1 pseudogene is annotated in these 525 nt (G+C 69.0%); it reads left to right on the forward strand.

Features of this window, described 5'->3' with window-relative positions:
- Positions 1-164: 164 nt before the first annotated feature.
- Positions 165-525, forward strand: a pseudogene (locus tag EN780_RS37240) (IS110 family transposase); the annotation flags it as partial.

A 525-nucleotide genomic window follows, 5' to 3' on the forward strand; every position in this document is an offset into this window, starting at 1 on the left:
CCCCCTTTAGAACCTCCAGTCCCAGACCCTGCTGCCCGACGAGCCGCTGTCGCGCGAGCACCGCCGTGCCAAGACCGATCGCCTCGACCCCGAGCTGTTGATGCGTGCCTTTCTTGGCTGGCTGCGCGGCGAAAAGCGCCATTGCACCTGCGGCGATCCCGACCATGGAAGAGGAGGACTGGCGGCGACCGAGCCGCGAGCGCGAGCGCCTGATCGGCGAGCAGACGCGGCTCGTCAACCGCATCAAGGCGATCCTCGCCCGCTTCGGCGTCCGCCACTTGCGGCTGAGCCTGCGCCAGGCTGCGGACAGGCTCGAGGCCATCCGCACGGCTGAGAGGACGGCGCTGCCGCATAACACCCGCGCCGAGCTCCACCGTTTCCTCAAGCGGCTCAGCCTGGTGCGCCAGCAGATCCGCGCCATCGAACAGGAACGGGAGCGCAAGCTCGCCGCCGCCCCGGCGGCGGAAAACGACCCGCACGCGCCGTCACCGGCAAGTGGCACATGGACGAGACATGCATCAAGAT

Source organism: Mesorhizobium sp. M4B.F.Ca.ET.089.01.1.1, assembly GCF_004022605.1.
GTDB classification, from domain to species: Bacteria; Pseudomonadota; Alphaproteobacteria; order Rhizobiales; family Rhizobiaceae; genus Mesorhizobium; species Mesorhizobium abyssinicae.